The 18299-nt window shown below is 63.9% G+C and carries 20 protein-coding genes; 13 read left to right on the top strand and 7 right to left on the bottom strand.

Going from position 1 to position 18299, the window contains the following annotated elements:
* Window positions 1-81: 81 nt before the first annotated feature.
* Complete coding sequence (gene acnA / locus JQ629_RS16515; protein ID WP_212413568.1) at window positions 82-2802, bottom strand: aconitate hydratase AcnA; 2721 nt, start codon at window positions 2800-2802, stop codon at window positions 82-84.
* Window positions 2803-3028: 226 nt separating this feature from the next.
* On the opposite strand from acnA, the gene ccmA reads away from it, so the two are divergent.
* From ccmA to JQ629_RS16485, 6 genes are all read left to right on the top strand, one after another.
* Window positions 3029-3631, top strand: coding sequence for a heme ABC exporter ATP-binding protein CcmA (gene ccmA, locus JQ629_RS16510; RefSeq protein ID WP_212413567.1), 603 nt, complete (start codon window positions 3029-3031; stop codon window positions 3629-3631).
* Window positions 3628-4296 carry a heme exporter protein CcmB gene (gene ccmB / locus JQ629_RS16505; RefSeq protein ID WP_212413566.1) on the top strand — a complete coding sequence of 223 codons (669 nt, stop codon included), beginning with the start codon at window positions 3628-3630 and terminating at the stop codon, window positions 4294-4296. Before ccmA ends, ccmB begins: the two co-directional genes overlap by 4 nt.
* 81 nt (window positions 4297-4377) lie before the next feature.
* A complete protein-coding gene (locus tag JQ629_RS16500; protein ID WP_212413565.1) occupies window positions 4378-5109 on the top strand; it encodes a heme ABC transporter permease in 732 nt (243 codons plus the stop codon).
* 4 nt (window positions 5110-5113) lie between these two features.
* Window positions 5114-5293, top strand: a complete 180-nt coding sequence (gene ccmD, locus JQ629_RS16495) for a heme exporter protein CcmD (RefSeq protein ID WP_212413564.1) — start codon at window positions 5114-5116, stop codon at window positions 5291-5293.
* Window positions 5290-5883, top strand: a complete 594-nt coding sequence (locus JQ629_RS16490) for a DsbE family thiol:disulfide interchange protein (RefSeq protein ID WP_212413563.1) — start codon at window positions 5290-5292, stop codon at window positions 5881-5883. The genes ccmD and JQ629_RS16490 overlap by 4 nt, the downstream gene beginning before the upstream one ends.
* A 245-nt stretch (window positions 5884-6128) precedes the next feature.
* On the top strand, window positions 6129-6488 hold the full coding sequence (locus JQ629_RS16485) for a ComEA family DNA-binding protein (RefSeq protein WP_212413562.1): 360 nt from the start codon (window positions 6129-6131) through the stop codon (window positions 6486-6488).
* A gap of 158 nt (window positions 6489-6646) precedes the next feature.
* Here JQ629_RS16485 and JQ629_RS16480 read toward each other — a convergent pair whose 3' ends face one another.
* Together JQ629_RS16480 and ftsY are read right to left on the bottom strand one after the other, a co-directional pair.
* Window positions 6647-7249: a septation protein A gene (locus tag JQ629_RS16480; RefSeq protein WP_212413561.1), complete on the bottom strand. Its 603-nt coding sequence runs from the start codon at window positions 7247-7249 to the stop codon at window positions 6647-6649.
* Window position 7250: 1 nt separating this feature from the next.
* Window positions 7251-8198 carry a signal recognition particle-docking protein FtsY gene (gene ftsY / locus JQ629_RS16475; protein ID WP_212413560.1) on the bottom strand — a complete coding sequence of 316 codons (948 nt, stop codon included), beginning with the start codon at window positions 8196-8198 and terminating at the stop codon, window positions 7251-7253.
* Between the two features lie 28 nt (window positions 8199-8226).
* Here ftsY and JQ629_RS16470 point away from each other — a divergent pair, with 28 nt between their 5' ends.
* Window positions 8227-8970, top strand: a complete 744-nt coding sequence (locus JQ629_RS16470) for an RluA family pseudouridine synthase (protein WP_212413559.1) — start codon at window positions 8227-8229, stop codon at window positions 8968-8970.
* Here the strand turns inward: JQ629_RS16470 and JQ629_RS37905 are convergent.
* The 3 genes from JQ629_RS37905 to dapF form a co-directional block, all read right to left on the bottom strand.
* On the bottom strand, window positions 8881-9489 hold the full coding sequence (locus JQ629_RS37905; RefSeq protein WP_212413558.1) for a 2'-5' RNA ligase family protein: 609 nt from the start codon (window positions 9487-9489) through the stop codon (window positions 8881-8883). The genes JQ629_RS16470 and JQ629_RS37905 overlap by 90 nt on opposite strands.
* Window positions 9490-9495: 6 nt before the next feature.
* Window positions 9496-10764, bottom strand: coding sequence for a tRNA (N(6)-L-threonylcarbamoyladenosine(37)-C(2))-methylthiotransferase MtaB (mtaB, locus tag JQ629_RS16460; protein ID WP_212413557.1), 1269 nt, complete (start codon window positions 10762-10764; stop codon window positions 9496-9498).
* Window positions 10765-10856: 92 nt separating this feature from the next.
* Window positions 10857-11729 (bottom strand): diaminopimelate epimerase, encoded by an 873-nt coding sequence (gene dapF, locus JQ629_RS16455; RefSeq protein WP_212413556.1) that lies wholly within the window; start codon window positions 11727-11729, stop codon window positions 10857-10859.
* 182 nt (window positions 11730-11911) lie between these two features.
* On the opposite strand from dapF, the gene JQ629_RS16450 reads away from it, so the two are divergent.
* Together JQ629_RS16450 and JQ629_RS16445 are read left to right on the top strand one after the other, a co-directional pair.
* Window positions 11912-12682: a GyrI-like domain-containing protein gene (locus JQ629_RS16450; protein WP_212413555.1), complete on the top strand. Its 771-nt coding sequence runs from the start codon at window positions 11912-11914 to the stop codon at window positions 12680-12682.
* Window positions 12683-12687: 5 nt separating this feature from the next.
* A complete protein-coding gene (locus JQ629_RS16445) occupies window positions 12688-13389 on the top strand; it encodes an SIMPL domain-containing protein (RefSeq protein ID WP_212413554.1) in 702 nt (233 codons plus the stop codon).
* A gap of 154 nt (window positions 13390-13543) precedes the next feature.
* On the opposite strand, the gene JQ629_RS16440 is transcribed toward JQ629_RS16445, so the two are convergent.
* Entirely contained in the window at window positions 13544-14608 is a 1065-nt protein-coding gene (locus JQ629_RS16440) for an MBL fold metallo-hydrolase (RefSeq protein ID WP_212413553.1), read from the bottom strand.
* A gap of 347 nt (window positions 14609-14955) precedes the next feature.
* Here JQ629_RS16440 and ffh point away from each other — a divergent pair, with 347 nt between their 5' ends.
* The 4 genes from ffh to trmD are packed head-to-tail and all read left to right on the top strand — an operon-like array spanning window position 14956 to window position 18187.
* A complete protein-coding gene (gene ffh, locus JQ629_RS16435) occupies window positions 14956-16503 on the top strand; it encodes a signal recognition particle protein (protein WP_212267623.1) in 1548 nt (515 codons plus the stop codon).
* 50 nt (window positions 16504-16553) lie between these two features.
* Window positions 16554-16886: a 30S ribosomal protein S16 gene (gene rpsP / locus JQ629_RS16430; RefSeq protein ID WP_192739327.1), complete on the top strand. Its 333-nt coding sequence runs from the start codon at window positions 16554-16556 to the stop codon at window positions 16884-16886.
* Window positions 16887-16905: 19 nt separating this feature from the next.
* The gene (gene rimM / locus JQ629_RS16425) at window positions 16906-17430 is read left to right on the top strand and encodes a ribosome maturation factor RimM (RefSeq protein WP_212413552.1); all 525 of its coding nucleotides are present in this window, start codon (window positions 16906-16908) and stop codon (window positions 17428-17430) included.
* A gap of 10 nt (window positions 17431-17440) precedes the next feature.
* Window positions 17441-18187: a tRNA (guanosine(37)-N1)-methyltransferase TrmD gene (gene trmD, locus JQ629_RS16420; protein WP_212413551.1), complete on the top strand. Its 747-nt coding sequence runs from the start codon at window positions 17441-17443 to the stop codon at window positions 18185-18187.
* Window positions 18188-18299 lie beyond the last annotated feature (112 nt).

Below are 18299 nucleotides of genomic sequence, written 5' to 3'. Positions count from 1 at the left end.
GTGGATACCGGTTCGCATAGCAATCAAGTTTACGCAGATTGCGTAGACTTATCTGCGGTAGAAAACGCGTCAAAACAGAACTCAAGCTGCAAGCTTGCGCAGCACATAGTGCAGAATGCCGCCGTTGCGGTAGTAGTCGAGCTCGTCGAGAGTATCGATGCGGCAGAGCAGCGAAACGCGCTGCAGCGAACCGTCGCCGGACACGATTTCCGCGGTCAGCTTCTGGCGCGGCTTCAAATCGCCCTGCAGGCCGCGGATCGTCACCTTCTCGTCGCCCTTCAGCCCGATCGACGTCCAGGATTGGCCGTCCTCGAAGGTCAGCGGCAGCACGCCCATGCCGACCAGGTTGGAGCGATGGATGCGCTCGAAGCTCTGGCAGATCACCGCGCGGACGCCGAGCAGCCTGGTGCCCTTCGCCGCCCAGTCGCGTGACGAGCCGTTGCCGTATTCGGCGCCGGCGAACACCACCAGCGGCACCTGCTCGGCCTGGTACTTCATCGCCGCGTCGTAAATCGACATCTGCTCGCCGTCGGGCCAATGTTTTGTCAATCCGCCTTCCGGAATGTTTCCATCAGCGCCTTTGAGCATGAAGTTCTTGATGCGGATATTCGCAAAAGTGCCGCGCATCATGATCTCATGGTTGCCGCGCCGCGTGCCGTACTGGTTGAAGTCGGCCGGACGCACCTGATGCTCCGACAGATATTTTCCGGCCGGAGAGGTCAGCTTGATCGAACCGGCCGGTGAGATGTGGTCGGTGGTGATCTTGTCGCCGAACATCGCCAGAATCCGCGCATCGACCACGTCGACGATCGGTTCCGGTTCTTTCTTCATGCCTTCGAAGTAGGGCGGGTTCTGCACATAGGTCGAGCTCATGTTCCAGCGATAGGTCTCGCTCTCGACCGTCTTGATCTTGCGCCAGTTGGTGTCGCCCTTGAACACGTCGGCGTAGCGCTTCTTGAAGATCGTCGCGGTGACGAACTTCTTCATATAGGCGTTGATTTCCTTGGTGGTCGGCCAGATGTCCTTCAGGAACACCGGCTTGCCGTCCTTGCCTTCGCCGATCGGCTCGACCGAAAGGTCCTTGGTCACGGTGCCGGCCAGCGCATAGGCGACGACCAGCGGCGGCGAGGCGAGATAATTCGCCTGCACGTCCGGCGACACGCGGCCTTCGAAATTTCGGTTACCCGACAACACGGCGGCGGCGACGATGCCATTGTCGTTGATCGACTTCGAAATATCCTCCGGCAGCGGGCCGGAATTGCCGATGCAGGTGGTGCAGCCGAAACCGACCAGGTTGAAGCCGACCTTGTCGAGATCGAGCTGCAGTCCGGAGTTGGACAAATATTCCGCGACCACCTGGCTGCCGGGCGCCAGCGAGGTCTTGACCCATGGCTTGGCCTTCAGGCCCTTGGCGGCGGCGTTGCGGGCCAGCAGGCCTGCGCCGATCAGCACGCTCGGGTTTGACGTGTTGGTGCAGGAGGTGATCGCCGCGATCACGACGTCGCCATGGCCGAGATCGAAATTGCGGTTCTCGACGGCGTAGCGATGCGAGGCATCCGCCGCCTTCTTGTATTCGCTGGTCATCGCCGCGGAGAAGCCCGCGGCGACCGCCGGAAGTGCGACGCGGCCTTCGGGGCGCTTCGGTCCGGCCATCGAGGGCACCACGTCGGCAAGATCGAGCGTCAGCGTTTCCGTGAACACCGGATCGGCCGATTTGGCGGTGCGGAACAGGCCCTGCGCCTTGGCGTAGGCCGCGACCAATTTCACGCGATCGGCCTTGCGGCCCGAGGTTTTCAGATAATCGATGGTCGCGGCATCGACCGGGAAGAAGCCGCAGGTCGCGCCATATTCCGGCGCCATGTTGCCGATCGTCGCCTTGTCCGCGACCGACAGATAATCAAGGCCGGGGCCGTAGAATTCGACGAACTTTCCGACCACGCCCTGCTTGCGCAGCATCTGCGTCACGGTCAGCACCAAATCGGTGGCGGTGACGCCTTCCTTCATTTGACCCTTGAGCTTGAAGCCGATCACTTCGGGCAGCAGCATCGACTGCGGCTGGCCGAGCATCGCAGCTTCCGCCTCGATGCCGCCAACGCCCCAGCCCAGCACGGCGAGACCGTTGACCATCGTGGTGTGCGAATCGGTGCCGACCAGCGTGTCGGGATAGGCGACTTCGAAAGTGCCGGTCTTCTTGCCGACCGTCATCTTCTCCTTGCGGGTCCACACCGTCTGGGCGAGGTATTCGAGATTGACCTGGTGACAGATGCCGGTGCCGGGCGGCACCACCGAGAAATTCGTGAACGCCTTCTGGCCCCACTTCAGGAACTCGTAGCGCTCCTGGTTCTGCTTGTATTCCTCGACCACGTTCTTGCCGAACGCCTTGTTGTCACCGAAGAAGTTCACGATCACGCTGTGGTCGATGACGAGGTCGACCGGCACCAGCGGATTGATCTTTTCGGCATCTCCGCCGAGCGCCTGCATCGCGTTACGCATCGCGGCGAGGTCGACCACCGCCGGCACGCCGGTGAAATCCTGCATCAGCACGCGTGCGGGGCGAAACGAGATTTCATGCTCGAGCTTGCGGGTCTTCAGCCATTTCGACACCGCGACGATGTCGGCCTTCTTGACCGTGCGATCGTCTTCAAAGCGCAGCAGGTTTTCCAGCAGCACCTTCATCGAATAGGGGAGCTTGGAAATTCCCTTCAGACCGTTCTTCTCGGCGGCGGGCAGGCTGTAATACACGTAGGTCTTGCCACCGACCTTGAGGGTCTTGCGGCATTTGAAGCTGTCGAGCGAGGTCATGTCAGGAAATCCCAATTCTCAGTTATACCCGGCAAAGGGTATTTAAACACCGTCAGCGCGGTCGGCTTACCGGCTTGCGGCCGCCGGTTGTGTGCTGCATCAAGTTCCGGGCTTATAGAATCTTTCTAGATGCGCCGCCACAACCACGATCGTGCTGCAGCATTGCGCGACCCAAAAATTCTGATGCGGTACCCCAAGCTTTTCTGAAGGGCCGTAACGAGGCAAGATGCGGCTCACAGGACGCCAGATCGATTGTGTGCGGGGTGGGCGCGCGGTGTTTTCCGGGCTCGATTTCGAGGCCGCATCCAGCCACGCGCTCGCCGTTATCGGCCCCAACGGGTCCGGCAAGACGTCGCTGCTGCGGCTGATCGCGGGCTTGCTGGTGCCGGCAGGCGGATCGGTCGCGCTGGAAGGCGGTGCGGGCGAACTGACGCTGCCCGAACAGGCCCACTATCTCGGCCATCGCGACGCCCTCAAACCCGCGCTCAGCGTGCTTGAAAACCTGTCGTTCTGGCGGGATTTCCTGGGCGGGGACGCCAGCGATCCCAATGAAAGCCTCGCCAAGGTAGGGCTCGCGCACGCCACGCATTTGCCGGCGGCGTATCTGTCGGCCGGCCAACGGCGGCGGTTGTCGATCGCCCGGCTGCACGTGGTGCGGCGGCCGGTCTGGCTGCTGGACGAGCCGACCTCGGCACTCGATGCCGCGGGACAGGATCTGTTCGCCGGCCTGATGCGCGACCACCTCGCGCGCGGCGGCATCATCGTCGCTGCCACCCATGCGCCGCTCGGGATCGAGGCGGGCGAATTGCGGATGGGAGGGCCGGCATGACCGCCCTTGCCGCGCTGATTCGACGCGACATCAGGATCGCGCTGCGCGTCGGCGGCGGCGCGCTGATCGGCGTGCTGTTCTTCCTCACCGTCACCGTGCTGATGCCGTTTGCGCTCGGGCCTGACCTGGCGCTGCTGACGCGGCTCGGGCCGTCCATTCTCTGGCTCGGCGCGCTGCTGGCCAGTCTGCTCACGCTCGACCGCCTGTTCACATCAGACCACGAGGACGGCTCGCTCGATCTGATCGTGATGAGCCGGACGCCGCTGGAACTGGCCTGTGCCGCCAAGGCGCTGGCACACTGGCTCGCCGCCGGCCTGCCGCTGATCATCGCGACCCCCGTGCTTGGGCTGATGCTCAATCTCGACGCCACCGCGACCTCGGCCGTGGCGCTGACGCTGCTGGTGGGAACGCCGGCGCTGACTTTTATCGGCATGATCGGCGCCGCGCTGGCAGTGACGCTGCATCGCGGCGGGTTGCTGCTCGCGGTGCTGGTGCTGCCGCTGTCGATCCCGGTGCTGATTTTTGGCGTCGCGGCGTCGCAGGCCGCCATATCGGGACCGCTGCCGTTTGGAACACCGTTTTCGATCCTGTGCGCGATCTCGCTGGTGAGTTTCGTGATCGGACCGTTTGCCGCAGCCGCCAGCCTGCGGCACGGGCTGGACTAGATAATTTGATGCCGATCAACACTTGATGGAACAGAACAAGCCGCATTGCCTGCTCCGCCGCCGCCGACTATCAGGATGCCCATGACGCTGATCGACCTCGCCAACCCCACCAAATTCCTGACGCTGACGGCGCGCATATTGCCGTGGCTGGCGAGCGTGACCGCGATCCTGCTGCTCATCGGCTTGTACCAGGCAGCAATGGCGCCCGACGATTATCAGCAGGGCGCCACCGTCAAGATCATGTTTATCCACGTCCCCAACGCGTGGCTATCGATGTTCGTGTGGGGCGTCATGAGCCTTGCGGCGCTGGGCACGCTGGTGTGGCGGCATCCACTCGCCGACGTCGCTGCGAAAGCGGCCGCCCCGATCGGCGCCGCCTTCACATTTCTCGCGCTGGTCACGGGCTCGCTGTGGGGCCGGCCGATGTGGGGCACCTATTGGCAATGGGATGCGCGGCTCACCTCGGTGCTGATCCTGTTCCTGATGTATCTCGGTCTGATCGCACTGTGGCGCGCGGTGGACGATCCCTCGCGCGCGGCGCGGGCGGCGGCGATCCTCACACTGGTCGGCGCGCTCAATTTGCCGATCATCAAATTCTCGGTCGACTGGTGGAACACGCTGCATCAGCCGGCCTCGGTGCTGCGGATGGGAGGCTCCACGCTCGACCGCGCCTTCCTGATTCCGTTGCTGGTGATGGCGGTTGGATTTTCGCTGCTGTTCATCACGCTGCATCTGGCGGCGATGCGCAACGAGATCCTGCGCCGCCGCGTGCGCAGCTTGCAGATCATGCAAGCCAGCCAACAGGCCGCGTGACGCGATGGCGCTCGGTCCCTATGCCTCCTTCATCGTGACGTCCTACGCGCTGGTCGCCGCGGTGGTCGCTATCCTGATTGCCTGGATCGCCATCGATTTTCGCCGCCAGAAGCAGCGCCTGCGCGAGCTCGAGGCCAGCGGCATCACCAGGCGCTCCGGCCGCAGTGCGGCGGATATCCGATGAGCGGGCCGGCGGCATCTGACGCACCGCGGCAAAGCCGGCGCTGGCTGGTGACGCTGCCGCTGATCGTTTTCATGGCGGTGGCCGGGCTGTTCCTGCTGCGGCTGCACGGCGGCGATCCCTCCAAAATTCCATCCGCCCTGATCGGCCGCCCGGCGCCGCAAACCGCGCTGCCGGCGCTGGCAGGCCTGGTCGACAACGGCATCGCCATTCCCGGGTTCGACCCGGCGGCCTTCAAGGGCAAGGTCAGCGTCGTCAACGTCTGGGCGTCCTGGTGCGTGCCATGCCATGACGAGATGCCGCTACTAACCGCTCTGGCCAAGGACAAGCGGCTGCAGATCGTCGGCATCAACTACAAGGATTCCCCCGACAACGCCCGCCGCTTCCTCGGCCGCTACGGCAACCCGTTCAGCATGGTCGGCGCCGACGGCAACGGCCGCGCCTCGATCGAATGGGGCGTCTATGGCGTGCCCGAGACCTTCGTGGTCGGCCGCGAAGGCACGATTCTCTACAAACTGGTCGGGCCGATCACGCCGGCCAATGTCGATACCGTGCTGAAGGCAGAGATCGAGAAGGCGTTGCGGGGATCATAACTCTCGCCGTCATTCCGGGGCTCGCGAAGCGAGAGCCCGGAATCCATCTAGCAGCACGATCAGCCTCACGATGGATTCCGGGCTCGTGCTTCGCACGCCCTCAGATGCGCAATTGCGCATCGGGGAATGACGAGTTCAAATAATTTCCAGCTTTTATCTGCCGTTCATTTGCCGGCCATGGCGCCGCCACGAATTCGAAGCTAGCTTGATGGCGTTACTTAAACCGTCCTTGGAGGGACACTTCTATGCGTCATTTCACGCTCGCTTCTCTTCTCGCAACTGCGCTCACGGTTGGCCTGATGACGGCAACCCCGTCGATGGCCCAGACCGCGCAGCCCGCGACCAAATCCGACAGCAAGATGGCTCCCGCGCCGAAGGCCCAGGAGTCGAAGATGGCGCCGGCTCCGAAGGCCGATCTGCTCGACATCAATTCGGCGACCGCCGACCAACTCGAGGCGTTGGCGGGGATCGGCAAGGCCTATTCCGCCAAGATCATCGCGGGCCGCCCCTACAAGGGCAAGGACGATCTGGTGCACAAGAACATCGTCCCGCAGGCGACCTACGACAAGATCAAGGACCACGTGATCGCCAAGCAGAAGAGCTGATTTTTCTGACCTCTCCCCGCTTGCGGGGAGAGGTCGACGCGCTCTTGCGCGGCGGGTGAGGGGGGTACAGGTCCCTCGGCAATCTTTGCTCGGAGAGAGGCCCCTCACCCCAACCCTCTCCCCGCAAGCGCGGGGCGAGGGAGTCAGAGCGGTGCCAGCTACCCCTTCCGCACGTCGCCCGCGTCCGCTTCACTGGCTTCCAGCGAGGCCGGCTCCAGATGGTAGCGTTTGGTCAGCGGCATCTGGGCGATCGCAAAGATCATCGTCAGCGGAATCACGCCGAACGCCTTGAAGCCCACCCAGAAATCCGTCGACTGGGTGCGCCAGATGAATTCGTTCAAAAGCGCCATCCCGAGGAAGAACAGCGCCCAGCGCAGGGTGAGGATGCGCCAGCCCTGCGGCGTCAGATTGAACATCTGATCGAACATGATGGCGATGAAGGAGCGGCCGAACAGGAGGCCGCCGCCGAGGATCGCGGCGAACAGGCCGTAGATGATGGTCGGCTTCACCTTGATGAAGGTCTCATCGTGCAGCACCAGGGTCAGCGTGCCGAACACGATGACGATGACGCCGGTGACGATCGCCATCATGGGTACATGCTTCGTCACCACATAGGACGCGACCATCGCAGCGATGATCGCCACCATGAACGCACCGGTGGCGACGAACAGACCGAACTTGGCGTTGGCGCCAAAGAACACGAGCAGCGGACCAAGTTCGGTCGCGAGCTTGAACAGCGGATGCGGTTGGGTCTTGTCCATCTTAACTTTCGATCCCTGCAATCGCCTGCGCAAAATCCCGCGCGGTGAACGGCGCCAGATCGTCGACGCCTTCGCCGACCCCGATGAAGTGCACCGGCAGTTTGAATTTCTCCGACAGCGCCACCAGGATGCCGCCCCGCGCGGTGCCGTCGAGCTTGGTCATCACAAGGCCGGTGACGCCTGCGGTACGATGAAAAGCCTCGACCTGCGACAGTGCATTTTGTCCCACCGTGGCGTCGAGCACCAGCAGCACCGCATGCGGGGCCGACGCATCGACCTTCTTGATGACGCGCACGACTTTTTCGAGCTCCTTCATCAGCTCGGCCTTGTTCTGCAATCGCCCGGCGGTGTCGACCAGCAGCACGTCGGTCTTCTGCTCCTGCGCCGCCGTCAGCGCATTGAAGGCGAGGCTGGCCGAATCCGATCCCTGCGCGCCCGCGATCACAGGCGATTTGGTGCGCTCGCCCCAGACCTTCAACTGTTCGATCGCCGCGGCGCGGAACGTGTCGCCGGCCGCCAGCATCACCTTGCGGCCCTCGGCGCTGAGCTTCGCCGCCAGCTTGCCGATGGTGGTGGTCTTGCCGGAACCGTTGACGCCGATCACCAGGATGACGAACGGCTTTTGATTGGCGTCGATCACCAGCGGCCTGGCCACCGGCGCCAGCACCTTCTCGACCTCGGTCGCGACCACCGCCTTGACCTCATCCGCCGAGATCGCCTTGTCGTAGCGGCCGGCGCCGACGGCGTCCGCGATCCGCACCGCCACTTCGGTGCCGAGATCGGCGCGCAGCAGCACATCCTCGATATCATCGAGCATGGCGCGGTCGAGCTTTCGCTTGGTGACGAGGTCGGCAACGGCTGACCCGATCGAACTCGAGGTTCGCTTCAGGCCGCTCGAAAGCCGCCGCCACCAGCTCAGTTTTGGAGTTCCGGGAGTGGTATCGCTCATGTCGGACGTGTGTTAGCGGTTTCGCGCCATGAACGAAAGCCACAACAAACCCATTGATATTCCCGGGACATCCCTTGATGCTCCCGAATTGACCGCGGAAGAAATTCAGGCCCGCGTGCTTCACCGCGACGGGCTGATGCTGGTCATCGACAAGCCCTGCGGCCTGCCGGTGCATCGCGGCCCCAAGGGTGGCGCCAATCTGGAAACCTCGTTCGACGGGTTGCGATTCGGCCTGCCGCGGCCGCCGGTGCTGGCGCACCGCCTCGACAAGGACACGTCCGGCTGTCTCGTGCTGGGACGCCATCGCAAGGCCACGGCCTCGCTCGGCCTGCTGTTCAAGCACGGCAAGATCGGCAAGACCTATTGGGCCGTCGTCGAAGGCGGACCTGCCGAAGATGAAGGCACCATCGACATGGCGCTCGGCCGGCTCAACGTCGAGCGCGGCTGGTGGCAAAAGCCGGATCCGGATGGTCAAAAAGCCGTCACAAACTGGAAAGTGCGCGGCCGCGGCAATGGCCTCGCCTGGCTCGAGCTGGAACCGGTCACCGGCCGCACCCATCAATTGCGCGTGCACTCATCGGCCACGGGCTGGCCGATCGTCGGCGACAACATCTACGGCAACGGCCCCCGCTTCGGCGAGCCGCGCCTGCATCTGCATTCCCGCGAGATCGTGATTCCGATTTCAAGGAACAAGGAACCGGTGCGCGTGGTCGCTCCGGCGCCGGAGCACATGCGCGAGCGGCTCAGGGCGTGCGGCTGGAACGGGGAGTAGCGACCAAGGTCCAGCGCTTGAGTTCAACAACCGGCACAAACTCAACCAGCGTCGCCGTCTCGAATGCGCCCGTAAGCGGCCGCCAATCCGCTTGAAGTAGATCTTTCGCCTGATCCAATCCGGCATCCGACATGCCCGTTGCCAGGGTACAATGAGGTGTCCAGCATCCCGCTTGATAATGTGGCCTGCAGGTTTCGCCGGGCGCACCAATGATGTCGCATGCAACCGCATCAGATCAGGTGAAGAAGCCAGGGCCGCGTAACAAACGCCGCTGCCGGCACCAAACGTCGAAAAATCAGTCAAGGTGACGGTGATCTGATCGGCTTTGCCGAATATCCGATCAAGCGAAGCGACCGCCGCCTCCACCACCAGATCGTCATAAACAGCCAATGTCACATGCGGCGGAAACCTGAGATCAGGCATAGAACTTGATACGCCCGCATTTGCAAGCCGCGCCCAGCGCGCCGAAATAGCGTCCGCTATTTCAGAATTGAAATGCAGGCTCACAGCAAAAGCCATGTTTGCCTAGCGTCCCGTCATCCGAGCGCCGTCATGTCCGATCATCGTCAGCGCCCGCACCGCGCCCGGCGTTTCGCCACTGATCGCCACCGGCAAAAAGTGCTCCGTCCGCCCTTGCTTGCCGCTCTCGATCAGCACCTGTCGCGTGGCGCCGATTTCGGCCGCCAGCCGCTTCCGCAACGCCGCCTCACCCGTCGCGCGCAAGCGCTTCGCACGTTCCTTGATCGCTTCGCCCGCGACCTGCGGCATCCGCGAGGCCGGCGTGCCCGGGCGTTTGGAATAGGGAAACACGTGCAGGAAGGTGAGATCGCATTCCTCGACCAGATCCTGCGAACGCGTGAACATCTCTTCGGTCTCGGTCGGAAAGCCCGTGATGATATCGGCGCCGAGCGCGATGTCCGGCCGCAGCCGGCGCACCTGCGCGCAGAATTCGACGGCATCTGCGCGTGAATGCCGCCGCTTCATCCGCTTCAAAATCAGATCGTCGCCGGACTGCAGCGACAGATGCAGATGCGGCATCAGGCGTTCATCGTCGCCGATGACGTCGAGCAGGTCGCGATCGGCTTCGATGGAATCGATCGATGAAATCCGCAAGCGTTTCAGTTCCGGCACATGCCGCAAGATCTGTTTTGTCAGTTGGCCAAGCTTTGGCGTACCCGGCAGATCAGCCCCGTAGCTCGTGAGATCGACGCCGGTCAGCACGATCTCGGCATGACCGCGTTCGACCAGCGCGCGGACCTGCTCGACAACAGCTCCCATTGGCACCGAACGCGAATTGCCGCGGCCGTAGGGAATGATGCAGAAGGTGCAGCGGTGGTCGCAGCCGTTCTGCACCTGCACGAACACCCGCGGCAGGCCGCTCTGAAAACCTTCCAGCAGATGCGGCGCCATCTCGGTGACCGCCATGATATCGGCGACCGCGACCTTCTCGCTGGCGGCGATCCCGAATCCGGAATCGAACGCCGCGCGCGCGCTGCGCCAGGCCTCGCTACGCATTTTCTCATCATTGCCAATGACGCGATCGACTTCGGCCATGCCGGCGAACATTTCAGGCTGGGTCTGCGCCGCGCAGCCGGTGACGACGATGCGCGCCTCGGGCCGCTCGCGCTTCAACCGCCGGATCGATTGCCGCGCCTGCGCCACCGCCTCGTTGGTGACCGCGCAGCTGTTGATGACGATGGTATCGGAAAGGCCCGCGCTCTCCGCCTCGTGCCGGATCACTTCGGATTCGAACGCGTTGAGCCGGCAGCCAAAGGTGAGGACGTCGACGCCCATCAAGCTATTCTTCGTTTGAGCATGATCTCCGCGCAAACGCGTTCCGCGTTTGTCGCGAGGGAAAACCGCTTCACACTTTTCCGGATCATGCTCTAGGCGACGCTGGCGAACAGCGCCGGATCGAAGCGGCCTTCATATTCGAAATCGGCAGTGCCGGTCATCAGCACATGATCGTCGCGCTCGCGCCATTCGATCGAGAGCTTGCCGCCGGGCAGCGACAATTCGACGATGCGATTGGTGCGCTTCAGCCGTGCCGCCGCAACCGCGGTGGCGCAGGCGGCCGAACCGCAGGCCCTGGTCAGGCCGGCGCCGCGCTCCCAGGTGCGCATCGTGATGTGGTCGCGATCGACGATATGGGCGAGCGTGATGTTGGCGCGATCGGGGAAAATCGGGTGATTTTCCAACAGCGGCCCGAAGCGCTCGAGATCATAGGCGTTGACGTCGTCGACCCAGAAGATCGCGTGCGGATTGCCCATGCTGACGACCGACGGCGAATGCAAGATTGGCGCGTCGATCGGCCCGACCTGCAGTTCGATGTAACGCGTGTCGCGAAACTCCTCGGCGAGTGGAATTTCCTGCCAGCCGAATTTTGGCGCGCCCATGTCGACCGTGTAGAGATCGGGCTGCGGCCCCTGCCAGCAATTGAGCAGACCCGAGCGGGTCTCAAAGGTCACCGCCGTCTGGCCGGTCTTCTCGAACAGCCGTCGCACCACGCAGCGCATGCCGTTGCCGCAGGCGCCGGCCTCGGAGCCGTCATTGTTGTAGATGCGGATGAAGGCCTCGGTGCCGTCCAGCCGCGGCGGCTGCAATACCATCAACTGGTCATAGGGCACGCCGGCGGGCGAGGCGACGGCGCGCGCGTCCTCCGCCGTCACCTTGGCCGGCTGGTCGCGCAGATCGACCACGACGATTTCGTTGCCGATACCGTTCATCTTGGCGAATGCGTGATTGGCCAGCGCGCTCATGGAATTTCCCAATTTCTGCCTGTCTTATATGGCCAATAATGGCCGATTGCCTAGTACGCAGGGGTCCATGACGCATCTGTCATGGGACGAAGGCGGACCTTGCATGTTAGGGATGGCGGCGTCTTTGCGGGCGTGAGCCGGGACACACCGCGACCGCTTGGGATGGATGGAGAATGCTTAAAATGAACCGTATCAGCCGTTTCCGCTCGGCCATGGCCGCGCTGATCCCGATGGTAGCCATCGCGGTGGGCGGCCCTGCGCTGGCGCAAGCGCCGGCACCAGCCGCCTCGCCAGCTGCCAGCCCCTCCGCGGCGGCACCGGCGCCCGCCGTTTCTGCTTCCCCTGCCCCGGCGGAGACGCCTTCACCCGCGGCATCCGCGATCCCGGCACCGGGAACCGCCCCCGCACCGGTGGCAAGCCCGTCCGTTGCCCCCTCGCCGCCACCCGCGGCCGCCCAAGCGCCGGCGACGCCCCCTGCGGCCGTTCAGACCGCCGATCCCTTCGGTGAGCAGTTCACGCTGGAGCCCAGGAAGGTGGTGGTCATGAAGGGCACCGCCAATTGGGACTCGGCGTTCGACACCCTGATCGATTCGTTCAAGGCGCTGAACGCGCTGCTCGACAAGCAGGGCATCAAGGCAGCGGGCAATTCGATGATCGTCTACACCTCGACCGACGATAGCGGCTTTACGTTCCTGGCCGAAATTCCAGTCGACCAGGAGCCGAAGAACCTGACCAAGGACATGAGCATCGGCAAATCGCCCGAGGGCAAAGCCCTGAAGTTTGTCCATCGCGGCTCCTACGACAACATGGACAACACCTATGAGGCGATCACCAATCACCTCGACGACAAGAAACTTGAAGCAAAAGACACCTTCGTCGAGGAATACATTACCGACCCGCTGAAGACCGCAGAGGACAAGCTGGTGATCAATGTTTACGTGCCGCTGAAGTGAGAGACATGAAGCATCCGCTCGCATTTGTTATCACCGCGGCCGTGCTGGTGGCCACGCCCGCGCTGGCGCAGACAGCGCCGCCGCCCGCCATCTCCGTGACGGGCGAGGCCAACGTGTCGGTGCCGCCGGATCAGGCGCAGATCGATGGCGGCGTTGCCACTGACGCCAAGACCGCGCGCGAGGCCTCCGACGCCAACAACGCGGCCATGGGCAAGGTGCTGCTGGCGCTGAAGGGCACAGGGATCGACGAAAAGGATTACCAGACCTCGCGGCTGTCGCTGCAGCCGCAATATGCGACCTCGTCCAAAACCGCGGAGCGGCCGGGCGTCGTTGGGTTCCGCGCCAGCAACCGCGTCACGATCAAGGTCCGCGACGTCACCAAGGTCGCAGGCGTGATCGACGTGCTGGTCGGCGCCGGCGCCAACGAGATCGGCGGCATCAATTTCATCGTGACGCAGCCGTCCAAGCATCTGGACGAGGCCCGCGAGAAGGCGATCGCGGACGCGCGCCGCAAGGCCGATATCTATGCGAAGGCTGCCGGCGTCACGCTCGGCGAACCGATCAGCATTTCCGAGGAAGGCGCATCCGCGCCGGTGTTTCGCGGCAAGATGGCAGCGCCGATGGCCGCCGGCGCGCCGGTGGCGCAAGGCGAAGAGACGCTGTCGGTTTCGGTGAGCGTGTCCTGGGCGATCAAGGCCGCGCAGTAAATGGGATGTCGTCCCTGCCTAGTGCGCAATTGCGCACGGGCGCAGGGACCCATAGCCACCGCTGCCAATTATTGAAAAAGGCTGGAGCCACAGCTCGACATAATCACGTCATGTTGTGGTTATGGGTCCCTGCGTTCGCAGGGACGACAAGACGTTAGACCTCGAAAACCTGCCCGGGCTTCAACGTCGCAAACCGCTCGCGCGGAATCTTCGCTTCGTCCAGCGCTTCGCCCAGCGCGATCGCTGGCGCGTCGATCGCCTCGTCGGTGAGCTGGAACGTGCCGTGATGATGCGCCAGTGCCGTTTGCGCCCCGCAATCGGCCAGCGCCTTCACAGCGTCCGACGGGTTCATGTGCTGGTCGCGCATGAACCAGCGTGGCTCATAGGCGCCGATGGGCAGGATCGCCAGCCGCAGCGGGCCATGTGCTTCGGCAACCCGGCGAAAATGCTTGCCGTCGCCGTAGCCGGAATCGCAGACGATGTAGAGTTTGCCGACGGGCGTCTCCAGCACAAAACTCGCCCACAGCGCCTTGTTGCGGTCGAACAGCCCGCGCGCCGACCAATGACGCGTCGACACCAGCGTCACGGCGATGCCGTTGCCGAGTTCGACGCGATCCTTCCAGTCGAACGCTTCGACTTTGATCGCCGAATCCGCGTCGCGCATGGTGACGTCATTGCCGAGCGGCGTGATCACGCGCGGCGAAAACGTTTTCGCAAGCCTCGACAGCGTCGCCAGATCGAGATGGTCGTAATGGCCGTGCGACACCAGCACGACATCGATCTTCGGCAGCGCGTCGAACGCAATACCGGGATCGTTGTGGCGCTTCGGCCCGGCCCAGCTGAACGGCGAGGCCCGCATCGACCACACCGGATCGATCAGGATGTTGAGGCCTCCAGTCTGGATCAGCCAGCTCGCATGGCCGACGAACGACAACCGCACCTTGTTGCCATCAACGCGCGGCGGCGGTGTATCGGCGTGCGCACTTGGCACCCAATCCGGCCAGCTCGCGCGCTGCCGGCCGCCGCCGAACTGCCAACGCAGCACCTCGGCCAATGATTTCGGCGGCGAGCCATCCGGATCGAAGAAGGTCAGGCCGTCGAAATGATCGGAAACGGGGCCGTCATAGGTTTTCATGCGGGACATCCAGACAGACGGCGCGCCGACGGCCAGACCGAGACCGGCGAGCACTGCAAAGACACGGCGGCGGGTGATGGACACGGGCGCGATCACATAGGGCGGCAAGGGACAACGGGTACGGGGCGTTATATGGCGTTCGCGGACGAAGTTGGAACCCGCGACGGAGAGAACGCTCACCGGCTCGTCATTTCGACATAAAATATAGCTACTTCAATGCTTTAAGTCCGATGGGCCAGGGCATTTCGTCCTAGTTTCCCCTTGACTTTGATGGCTTCCGGGCGTTTAACCCCGGCACTTCTCGGAAAGACGTTCTTTTCGACCCGCCGCCCGGCCCTAGAGACCGGAGGCCAACGCCCGACAGCGCGATGCGCCCTCGGGCGTAATCGTGTTTGGAAATTCGTCCTGAGGCAGGACAGAGGATAACGGCATTGTTCGACAATCTGTCGGAAAAGCTTGGTGGGATACTCGATCGGCTGACGGGCCGCGGTGCGCTGTCCGAAAAGGACGTCGATGCCGCGATGCGCGAGGTGCGTCGCGCGCTGCTCGAGGCCGACGTCTCGCTCGACGTCGTCAGAAGCTTTATCGACCGCGTACGCGAGCAGGCCATCGGCGCCACCGTCGTCAAGTCGGTTACACCCGGCCAGATGGTGGTCAAGATCGTCCATGACGAACTGGTCGCCACGCTTGGCGCCGACGGCCAGACCATCGACCTCAATGCGGTGCCGCCGGTCGCGATCATGATGGTCGGCCTGCAAGGCTCCGGCAAAACCACCACGACAGCAAAGCTCGCGCGCCGCATGACCCAGCGCGACAAGCGCAAGGTGCTGATGGCCTCGCTCGACATCTATCGCCCCGCGGCGATGGAACAGCTCGCCGTGCTCGGGCGCGATCTCGACATTCCGACGCTGCCCATTGTCGCCGGCCAGAAGCCGGCGCAAATTGCAAAACGCGCGCTGGAAGCCGCCAAGCTCGGCGGCTACGACGTGGTGCTGCTCGACACCGCCGGCCGCACCACGCTCGATGAAGAGATGATGTCGGAAGCGGCGGAAATCAAAACCGTCGCCAGCCCGCATGAAGTGCTGCTGGTCGCGGATTCCCTGACCGGCCAGGACGCGGTCAACCTCGCGCGCGCCTTCGACCAACGCGTCGGCCTGACCGGCATCGTGCTGACACGGGTGGACGGCGACGGCCGCGGCGGCGCCGCGCTGTCGATGCGCGCGGTCACGGGAAAGCCGATCAAGCTGATCGGTACCGGCGAAAAAACCGACGCGCTGGAAGATTTCCACCCCAGCCGTATCGCCGGCCGCATCCTCGGCATGGGCGACGTGGTGTCGCTGGTCGAAAAGGCGGCGGCCAATATCGACGCCGAAAAGGCGGCGCGCGTCGCCGAGAAGATGCGCAAGGGCCAGTTCGACCTGGCCGATATGCGCGAGCAATTGCTGCAGATGGCGAACATGGGCGGCATCAGCGGGCTGATGGGCATGATGCCCGGCATCGCCAAGATGAAAAACCAGATCGCCAACGCCGGGATCGACGACAAGATCATCAAGCGCCAGGTCGCGGTGATCGATTCGATGACGCGGCAGGAACGCAAGAGCCCCGACGTGCTCAAAGCCAGCCGCAAGAAGCGCATCGCGGCCGGCGCCGGCGTCAAGGTCGAGGAAGTCAACAAGCTGCTCAAGATGCACCGGAACATGGCCGACATGATGAAGGCGATGGGTTCGGGCAAGCGCGGCCCGATGGCCGGCATCGCGCAGGCGATGGGATTTGGCGGCGGCGGCATGCCGTCGGCCGAACAGATGAAGGCGCTGGCGGAGAAAATGCCCGGTGGCGCCGGCCCCGGCGGCATGCCCGCGCTGCCGAAGGATATTCCGGTGGGCTTGCGTCAGGGCCTGCCGAATTTGCCCGGGCTTACGGGCCTCAGCGGCAAGCCGACATTGCCGGGCCTCGGCGGCTTCCCCGGCAAGAAGAAATAATCGCGATCAATTCACTCTCATCACATCAAACCAAACTTACGGAGAATACAATGTCAGTCGTTATCCGCCTCGCTCGCGCAGGCACCAAGAAGCGCCCGGTCTATCACGTCGTCGTCGCCGACTCGCGCTTTCCCCGCGACGGCCGCTTCATCGAGCGTCTCGGCCATTTCAATCCGCTGCTGCCGAAGGACAACGAAGCCCGCCTGAAGCTCGACATGGACAAGGTCAAGTCCTGGCTCGCCAAGGGCGCGCAGCCGTCCGACCGCGTCACCCGTTTCCTCGATGCCGCCGGTGTCGTGAAGCGCGCCGCGCGCAACAATCCGGAAAAGGCCGTGCCGCGCAAGGAGCGCAAGGCCGCTGCCGAAGCCGCCGCGAAGTCATAAGCGCTAGCGGCGCGGGGCGGTGGCAGCACCGATTTGTGTCGCCCGGATCGGCGCCGCGCATGGCGTGCGCGGCGCGGTGAAACTGTGGACGTTTACCGAAGACCCGCTGGCCGTGAGGGATTACGGCCCGCTGACGACCAAGGACGGCGCGCGCCAGTTCGAGGTGACGCATGCCCGCGAGGCGAAAGATCATCTGGTCGCCACGTTCAAAGGCGTCGCCACCCGCGAGGACGCCGAACGCCTCAACGGCATCGAGCTCTATATCGCGCGCGACAAACTGCCTGAGACCGACGACGACGAATATTACCACGCCGATCTGATCGGGCTCGCCGCGGTCAATGCCGCGAACGAACCGCTCGGCCGCGTCACCGCGATCCATAATTTCGGCGCCGGCGACATCATCGAGATCGCGCCGCCGCAGGGCCCGACGATGCTGCTGCCGTTCACCAATGCCGTGGTGCCGACGGTCGACCTTGCGGCCGGCCGCGTCGTGATAGAACTGCCCAAGGAAATTGAAGGCGACGACGTTCCGACGCTTACGTGATGGGTTTTGAATGACCTGTTCTGAAAGTCCCTGGCACGCCACCATCCTCACGCTATTCCCGGACATGTTTCCGGGCCCACTCGGCGTCAGCCTGGCGGGCAAGGCGCTGGCCTCCGGCCTGTGGGCGCTGGAAGCGCGCGACATCAGGGCATCGGCCACCGACCGCCACCGCAGCGTTGACGACACGCCGGCTGGCGGCGGGCCCGGCATGGTGCTGCGCGCCGACGTGCTGGCGGCCGCCATCGACGCCGCCGATACCGGCCAGTCCGGTCCAAACGATCGACCAAGGCTCCTGATGAGCCCCCGAGGTCGGCCATTGACCCAGTCCCGGGTCATCGAGCTCGCCGCTGGCCCAGGGCCGCTGATCGTCTGCGGCCGGTTCGAGGGCATCGACGAGCGGGTCATTGCGGCACGCGGGCTCGAGGAAGTCTCGATCGGCGATTACGTGCTGTCCGGCGGTGAAGTCGCCGCCATGGTGCTGGTCGACGCCTGTGTGCGGCTTTTGCCGGGGGTGATGGGAAAACAGGCCTCAGGGACCGAGGAGAGCTTTTCCGAAGGACTACTGGAATACCCTCAATATACCCGCCCGCAGGAGTTCGAGGGCCGGACGATCCCGGAAATCCTCACTTCCGGCGACCATGCCAAGGTCGCCGCCTGGCGTCAGGCCGAGGCTGAAGCCCTGACCAGGGCGCGGCGGCCGGATTTGTGGGCGATTAAGACCCGCCAAAAACGCCCAAAAAGCACGACAGACGGGTGACAAGCGCGCTTTGATGCCTTATACGGGCGCCAAATCCGCAGCATACAGCAGGATAGATGGACGTTCGCGCAGCCCGCGCTGGACTGGCTGGGCGCGCCGCCGATGGAGATTT

Origin of the sequence: Bradyrhizobium sp. AUGA SZCCT0222, assembly GCF_018130205.1 — a bacterium.
GTDB lineage: Bacteria > Pseudomonadota > Alphaproteobacteria > Rhizobiales > Xanthobacteraceae > Bradyrhizobium.
The sequence above is the reverse complement of the archived record's forward strand: the minus strand, read 5'-3'. Positions and strand labels throughout refer to the sequence as shown.